Here is a 7,228-nt window from a genome sequence, read left to right on the forward strand (position 1 = left end):
CAGCGCCTCCGCGCCACGCGCGTCGAGCCGAGCCGCGCGGATCTCGGCCCACTCGTTCGACTCGAGCGCGGCGGTTCTGCGCAGGGCGCTCGAGAGCGCCGTCGCGCCGCAGACGCGAGCGGCGGCGTCGTCGGCCACGAGCTCGACCAGCAGGTGCACCGCCTGGTCGAACGCCCGCGCGCCGAACAGCGCCGGCACGCACGCGCGGTTGATGCGGGCGACGCGGAGGAGGACGTCGTGGCGGCCGGTCAGGTGGGCGCGCTCGTGCTCCAGAACGGCCCGCAGCTCACCGCGGCTCAGCGCCTCCGCCAGCGCCGACGTCACGACGATGCGACCGCCGTCGCAGGTGGAACTGAACGCGATCGGGCGCGCGGCGCGGACGAACAGCACCTGCACGGCGCCGACGCGCTCCACTCGATCCGCGCAGGCCGCCGCGAGCAGGTCGAGGTCGCGGGAGGCCGCACCGCGCCCGGAGAGCAACGGCTCGGCGCGGGTGAGCACGAGCGCGGCGACCGCGCCCGTGACCGCGAGCGCGCCCCAGGCGAGCACCCCGGCGACCCAGCCGGCGTCGAGCGGATCGGTGCGGGCGGCGAGCGCCAGCATGACGCTCCACAGCACGCTGCCGACGATCGCGGCCGCTCCGGTGAGGAAGACCCCGAGCCAAGCGGCGAGCAGCAAGCGCGGCCGGCGCACCGCGAACCGGCGGAGGCGGAGCAGCCGCGGGGCGCCCAGCAGGCACCCGGCCGCGAGCGCGAGCAGGGCGGCGAGGACGATCACGCCGGGTCTCCCCCGACGGCCCGGCGCAGCACGTCGAGGTCCTTCGGGTCGAGCTGCTCGGCGAAGGACATCAGCGCGGCGCCGCGGTCGGCGGACTCGAAGAGGGCGGCGAGCATCGACTCCGCGGCGACCCCGCCCGCGACGTGCCGCACGAGGAAGCGCGCCTCCGCCCCCTCGATCCGCTCGACGGCGCCCGCCTGCCTGAGGCGGGTCAGCACCGTGATCACGGTGGTGAAGGCGGGTCGCGGCTCCGCCTCGGGCCAGCGCTCGAGCAGCATCCGCGCGGTGACCGGCGCGTCCGCCTCCCGCAGCAGCGCGAGGACCGTCGTCTTCAGCTGCCCGTGCGCGCGGCGACCCACCATCAGCGACCCTCTCGACGCTCCTCCCCGTGTCTACCACTCTCCGTTTTGTAGGCAGGTCCTGCCTACAAAACGGAGGGTGCGGAGCCTGGGAGGCTTGCCGCCGTGGACCAGCCCGAGGACGTCGCGAGCCCACCCGTCGCCCGGCTCGCGACGACCCTGCTCGCCACCTCCCTCCTCGGGCGCCTGCCGCAGGCCATGAGCGCGCTCGCGCTCGTGCGGATCGTCATCGACGGCGGAGGCGGGTACGCGTTCGCGGGCGCGCTCACGGGCGGCTACGTCGTCGCGTCGACGGTCGGGACGCCGCTGCTGGGCCGCGTCATCGATGTCACGGGCCGGTCGCGGGCGGTGCTCCTGGCGTCGGGGGTCGTCTCGACCGCCGCGCTGCTCGGGCTCGCCCTGCTCGTGACGGCCGCGCCTCCCGCGGCGTTCCTGCTGGCGCTGGTCGCGGGCTTCGCCTTCCCGCCGCTCGAGCCGACGCTGCGGAGCCTCTGGCCCAGGATCATGGCGCCCGGCGCGCAGCTCGCCAGGGCATTCGGCGCGGACGCGGCCGCGCAGGAGGTGCTGTTCATCCTCGGCCCGCTGCTCGCGGTCGCCGCCGCGGCACTGCTGGGAGCGACCGGCGGCGTGCAGGTGATGGCCGTCGCGGGCCTGATCGGCACGGTGCTGTTCTGCACGCATCGGCTGCTGCGCGATCGCGTCGCGACCTCCGAGGGACGGGAGGCGCACCCGTCCGCGCTCCGGACCCGCGCCGTGCGGACCCTGATCGTGGCGCAGGTCGCCGCCGGCCTCCCGATCGGCGTGCTGACGATCAGCGCCGCGCGGCTCGCCGCCATCGCCGGCGAGTCCGCGCTGAACGGCTGGGCGCTGGCGGTCAACGCCGGCGGCGCGCTGACGGGAGCGCTGCTCATCGCGCGGTTCCCGCCGCGGATCGCGCCAGAGCGGGCGCTCCGGATCCTCCTCGTGCTGCTCGCGCTGCTGTACCTGCCGACAGCCGCGTTCGGGCTGACACCCGCGGTCTGGCTCGCGGGCGCCTCCCTCGCCGGCCTCTGCCTGCCACCGCTGCTGACGCAGGTCTTCGCGATCACGGCGACGACCCCGCAGGCGTCGCTGACAGAGGCGAACGGCTGGGTGATCAGCGCGTTCAGCGTCGGCATCGGGGTGGGCACCGCGCTCGCGGGCGTGCTCGCCGGTTCGGTGCTCGCGATCATCGGGGCGTCCGTGGTCGCGCTGCTCGGCGCGATGTACGCATCACCCTCCCGGCTCGGGGCGCGACCTCCGATGCCCGGGTGAGCACGTCAGCAGGCTCCCATCACTTCGGCAGGCTCCAACGCCGGCTGGCAGCCTGCCGGAGCGAGCACAGCCTGCCGAAGTGCTCACACGCGCCGCTGAGCCACGCAAAGTCGTCAGCCGCGGCCGCGCACCTCCACGGGGAAGGAGATCAGGAGGTCGCTGCGCTCGCGCCTCCTGCTGGATCGCTCACAGGGGGCCGGATGGCCAGCCCGACGGCGGCCCGTCACGAAGCGTCACACTGCCCTCGCCTCCATCCCGGCGCGTACGGTGCCAGCGTGTCCCCGCTGCTCGCTCTGGCGGCGCTCGCCGTGCTGGTGGCGGTCGCGACCGCGCTCGGACTGCTGCAGCGCGCCCGCGCCGGCCGGGTGACCCAGGGCTCCGGCACGACCGTGAGCCCCGCCGACGTCGGCTCGACGGAGGAGTTCGGCGAGCGCGCCACGCTCGTGCAGTTCTCCACCTCCACCTGCGCGCTGTGCCCCGGCACGGCCCGGCTGCTCAGCGGCATCGCGGCCGCGAACGCCGGCGTCGTCCACCTCGAGGTCGACCTCACCCGTCATCCCGAGGTCGCCGACCGGTTCGGCGTGCTGCAGACCCCCACCACCCTGCTCGTGGACGCCGGGCGGCACGTGCACGCCCGGATCGGCGGCGCGCCGCGCTCCGACGACCTCGACCGCGAGCTGCAGACCGTCCTCGGAGGCCACCGTGTCCGCTGACCGCGCCCGGATCGACCCGCGAGGACCGCGCTTCGGCGCCGGCATCACCGCGGTGCTGCTGCTCGTCGACATCTTCCTGGCGCTCACCGGCGCCGGCGTCGCCGCGACCGTGCTGCTCGCCGCGATCTGCCTCGTGTTCGCGTGGGGCGCCTTCGCGGGCGTCGGGCGGCACCCCTACGGTGCGCTCTTCAAGCGGTTCGTCCGCCCGCGCCTCGCGCCGCCGACCGAGCTGGAGGAGGCGGCGCCCCCGACGTTCGCGCAGGGGGTCGGCTTCGTGATCACGCTGGCCGGCGTCGTGCTGGGCGCACTCGGCGTCACGCCCGCACTCGCGGTGTTCGCGGCGATGGCGTTCGTCGCCGCGTTCCTGAACTCGGTGTTCGGGTACTGCCTCGGCTGCCAGCTCTACGTGCTCCTGCTGCGCGCCCGGGTGATCAGGACGGCGTAGGCCGCCGCGCTCCTGCCAGCAGGATCGGCGCGGAGGCGACCCACATCACGCCGATGAGCAGCAGCAGGACGCTCGGAGGCAGACCTGCCAGCGCGCCGGCGAGCGCGGCGCCGAGCGCTCCGGCCGCAACCCGGAAGCCGCTCGCGACGACGAAGATCTGCGCTCTGACCGCCTGCGGGGTCTCCTCCGTCCTGGCCCGGAACATCGCGGCGACGGCCGGCGCATCGGGCAGACCGGCGATCGCGAGCGCCACTGCGGCCCCGAGGAATCCGGGCAGCACGCCGGCCACCGCGGTCGCGACGCCGGTGGTGGCGAAGCAGACCGCCATCAGCCGTCGCGCCGGGAACCGGCCGAGGAACCGGGTGGTCGCGGGCAGCGCGACCAGCAGCGCACCCGCGACGCCCCCGACCGAGAACGCGGTCAGCAGCACGCCGCCTGCCGACTCGGCCTGACCGCGGGACACCGCGACGAGCACCGCGACGACGGGGAGCGCGCCCGCGCCGATCATCACGACCGCGCCGCCGGCAGCGACCCGCGCGATCGGGCCGTGGGTGACGAGATGGCGCGACGCGCTTGCGATCCCCCTGGCGAGCGCGGCGGGGCGGAACGAACCACCCCGCCCCTCGATCGGCAGCAGCTGGAGCAGCAGCGAGCCGGCCACCATCACGGCGGCCAGGGCGAGCAGCGCACCGGGCGGACCGAGCAGCACGGTCATCCCCGCCACGATCGCGGGGCCGCCGATACCGGCGACGTTGTAGCTGAGCGCATCCACCGACGTCGCGCGCGCGACGTCGCGCGGCATCACCTCGCCCGCGAACGCCGACAGGCCGCCGATGAACACCGGGAACGCGCATCCGGCGACGAGCAGGGCGACCACGACCGCTGCCAGGGGAACGAACGCGGCGGAGGCGGCCACGACCAGGCCCGCGGCGAGCACCATCCCCGCGACGAGCATCACCAGTCGCGGCGACCTCGCCGCATCGAGGACGGCGCCCACGACCGGGGCGGCGAGCACGCTCGGCGCCATCAGGCAGGCGAGCAGCGCCCCGCCGAGGGCGACGCTGTGCAGCTCTCGTGCGGCCAGCAGCACCAGTGCGACGCCGACGCCCCCGGTGACGAGGCGGACAGCGAACGCGGCGGTCAGGTAGACCGCCTCCCTCCTCCGACTGTCCACCCCGCAAGCCTGTCAGCCCCCTCCGACCGGTCCGCTCCGAGCACCCCGGCAGGCTGTGCTCGCTTCGGCAGGCCGAATCCGGCTGCCGGAGCCTGCCGAAGCGCGGTCGGCCTGCCCGGGTGCACGCCATCGAGCGCGCGTGCCGGAAACACGGGTCGCCTACAGTTCGGCGGGTGGAACGGGCGATCAACGCGGTGGCGGTGTTCTGCGGCGCGCGCGACGGCGCGGATCCGCGGCACCTGGCGGCGGCGACGGAGGTGGGCCGGACGCTCGCGGAGCGCGGGATCACGGTCGTCTACGGCGGCGGCGGCACGGGCCTGATGGGCTGCGTCGCGAACGGCGCCCTCGCGGCCGGCGGCACGGTGATCGGCGTGATCCCGGAGGCGCTGGTCGGGCCGGAGCTCGCGCACCCGGATCTCGCCGAGCTGCACGTCGTGCAGACGATGGCGGAGCGCAAGGCGATGATGGCCGACCTCGCCGACGTCTTCGTCGCGCTGCCGGGCGGTGCCGGCACGCTCGAGGAGATCGTCGAGCAGTGGTCCTGGGCGATGCTCGGGTACCACTCGAAGCCGTGCGGCTTCCTCGACGTGCTGGGCTACTGGTCGCCGATGAAGGAGCTCGTCTCCCACATGCGGGAGCAGGGCTTCCTCTCCGACCGCGGCGCCTCGATGATCCGCTTCGAGTCCTCGCTCGAGCCCCTGCTCGCGGCGCTCGAGGACGCGTGACGACCGTCCGCGTCGTCCGCGTGGTCGCGGCGCTGATCACCGATCCGCAGGGACGCCTCCTGCTGGTGCGGAAACGCGGCACCCGGAGGTTCATGCAGGCAGGCGGTAAGCCGGAGGCGGACGAGACGGCCCGCGGCGCGCTCGTCCGGGAGCTGTCGGAGGAGCTGGGCCTGACGGTCGCCGAGTCGTCGCTCGCACTGCTCGGCCCCTACGTCACCGACGCCGCGAACGAGCCGGGCCACCGCCTGGAGGCGGAGGTCTTCCGCCTCCAGCTGAGCGCAGGCGTCGCGGCCGCGCTCGAGCCCCACGCGGAGATCGAGGAGCTGCGCTGGGCGACCCCGGCGCAGGCGGCGGAGCTGGGCGACCGCCTCGCCCCCCTGGCCCGCCTCCTCCTCTGATCCGCCCTCCGTTGTGTAGGAAGGTCATTCCCACAAAACGGAGAGATCGGGCGACGGGATGGGGGTAGCCCCCGGTACAGGAGGGATGCGGGCAGGATGGGCGGCGCCGCGCTCGATCGCGAGGCTCATGCCATGACCACCGCCACCGCCTCCGCTCCCCTGCCGTCGAGGGCCTCGCGCCCTGCCGATCCGATCGGGCGGAGGTACGGGCGGCTCTGGGCCCGGGTGCCGCGCGAGCTCGGCTACCTCGCGCTCACCGCGGTGATCGGGCTGCTCGAGTTCGCGCTGCTGAACCGCGCGCTCTTCGGCGGGCAGGGCAGCGCCCCGCTCGCGGTGGTGGGCGTGCTGCTGTTCGCGCTCGTGTTGATCGCGAGCCGGTACCTCGGCGCGCTGGAACTCCGTCGCCTCGGATGGGCGCGCACGCCGGCCATCGCCGCGCCGACCTGGGAGCGGCCCTTCCAGGGCAAGCGCCCCCTCCGCGCCTTCGGCGACGTGTTCGCGAACGGCCACTACTGGCTCTACACGCTGCACTCGGCGGTCGTGAACCCGCTGCTCGCGACGCTGACGTTCACGATCTGGTCGTCGTGGATCGCGACCGCTGCACTCCTGTCGAGCGTTTCGATCTGGGGTCGATTCGTGCCGTTCAGCACCGGCGCATCGCGCGTCTGGCTGGCGCAGGACATCACCGGCGGCCAGACACCGGTGAACGGCAAAGCGCTGCTCGAAGTCATCGCCATCGCGTTCTCGCGGCAGAGCGACCCATCCACAATCGCCTGGTTCACGGTGGGCTTCACCGCCCTCGGTCTGCTGATGCTCGCCCTGCTCCCCTTCCTCACCCGCGGCGCGACGCTCGCGCACTGGGGCGCTGGCCGGCTGCTGCTCTCCCGCTTCGCCTCCGAGGATCTGCGCACCGACGTCGCCCGAGTCGATGCCGCCCGCCGCGCCGCGGTCACCGCCGAGGACACCGCCCTGCGCCGCCTGGAACGGGACATCCACGACGGTCCGCAGCAGCGCCTCCTGCGCCTGCAGATGGAGCTCGCGACCGCCGAACGGCGCCTCGACACGGATCCCGCGGCCGCCGCGGAGTCGATGGAGGCCGCCCGCCGCCTCGCGGGCGAAACGCTCGACGAGCTGCGCGCGCTCGCGCAGGGCTTCGCGCCGCCGCTGCTGCAGGACCGCGGACTGGCTGCCGCGCTCGTGGCGCTCGGCAGCCGCACGGGCACGCCGGTCGAGACCCGGATCGCGCTCCCGGGCGATCTGCCCGCAGAGGTCGAGCGCAGCGTCTACTTCGTCGTCGCGGAGCTGACGAGCAACGCCATCAAGCACGCGTCGGCGACCACGATC

9 protein-coding genes are annotated in these 7,228 nt (G+C 74.7%); 6 read left to right on the forward strand and 3 right to left on the reverse strand.

The genetic code is table 11. The features are described from left to right. Window positions 1–777, reverse strand: a 777-nt coding sequence (locus ACFE67_RS12945; protein ID WP_375407291.1) for a M56 family metallopeptidase, incomplete at its 3' end; no start/stop codon positions are given. Next, a complete protein-coding gene (locus tag ACFE67_RS12950; RefSeq protein ID WP_375407292.1) occupies window positions 774–1,139 on the reverse strand; it encodes a BlaI/MecI/CopY family transcriptional regulator in 366 nt (121 codons plus the stop codon). The genes ACFE67_RS12945 and ACFE67_RS12950, both read right to left, overlap by 4 nt. 102 nt (window positions 1,140–1,241) lie before the next feature. Here ACFE67_RS12950 and ACFE67_RS12955 point away from each other — a divergent pair, with 102 nt between their 5' ends. The 3 genes from ACFE67_RS12955 to ACFE67_RS12965 all read left to right on the forward strand — a co-directional run bounded on the left by ACFE67_RS12955 (window position 1,242) and on the right by ACFE67_RS12965 (window position 3,587). Continuing rightward, window positions 1,242–2,429: an MFS transporter gene (locus ACFE67_RS12955; RefSeq protein WP_375407293.1), complete on the forward strand. Its 1,188-nt coding sequence runs from the start codon at window positions 1,242–1,244 to the stop codon at window positions 2,427–2,429. Between the two features lie 275 nt (window positions 2,430–2,704). Continuing rightward, window positions 2,705–3,142 (forward strand): TlpA family protein disulfide reductase, encoded by a 438-nt coding sequence (locus ACFE67_RS12960; protein ID WP_375407294.1) that lies wholly within the window; start codon window positions 2,705–2,707, stop codon window positions 3,140–3,142. Beyond that, the gene (locus ACFE67_RS12965; protein WP_375407295.1) at window positions 3,132–3,587 is read left to right on the forward strand and encodes a DUF4395 domain-containing protein; all 456 of its coding nucleotides are present in this window, start codon (window positions 3,132–3,134) and stop codon (window positions 3,585–3,587) included. The genes ACFE67_RS12960 and ACFE67_RS12965 overlap by 11 nt, the downstream gene beginning before the upstream one ends. On the opposite strand, the gene ACFE67_RS12970 is transcribed toward ACFE67_RS12965, so the two are convergent. Next, window positions 3,574–4,761, reverse strand: coding sequence for an MFS transporter (locus tag ACFE67_RS12970; RefSeq protein ID WP_375407296.1), 1,188 nt, complete (start codon window positions 4,759–4,761; stop codon window positions 3,574–3,576). The two genes, ACFE67_RS12965 and ACFE67_RS12970, sit on opposite strands and share 14 nt — an antisense overlap. Before the next feature lie 173 nt (window positions 4,762–4,934). Here ACFE67_RS12970 and ACFE67_RS12975 point away from each other — a divergent pair, with 173 nt between their 5' ends. From ACFE67_RS12975 to ACFE67_RS12985, 3 genes are all read left to right on the forward strand, one after another. Beyond that, a complete protein-coding gene (locus ACFE67_RS12975; RefSeq protein WP_375407297.1) occupies window positions 4,935–5,486 on the forward strand; it encodes a TIGR00730 family Rossman fold protein in 552 nt (183 codons plus the stop codon). Further along, a complete protein-coding gene (locus ACFE67_RS12980) occupies window positions 5,483–5,884 on the forward strand; it encodes an NUDIX domain-containing protein (protein WP_375407298.1) in 402 nt (133 codons plus the stop codon). The genes ACFE67_RS12975 and ACFE67_RS12980 overlap by 4 nt, the downstream gene beginning before the upstream one ends. Before the next feature lie 132 nt (window positions 5,885–6,016). Then, on the forward strand, window positions 6,017–7,228 hold a 1,212-nt coding region (locus ACFE67_RS12985), incomplete at its 3' end, for a histidine kinase (protein ID WP_375407299.1).

Source organism: uncultured Amnibacterium sp. (genome assembly GCF_964244015.1).
Lineage (GTDB): Bacteria > Actinomycetota > Actinomycetes > Actinomycetales > Microbacteriaceae > Amnibacterium.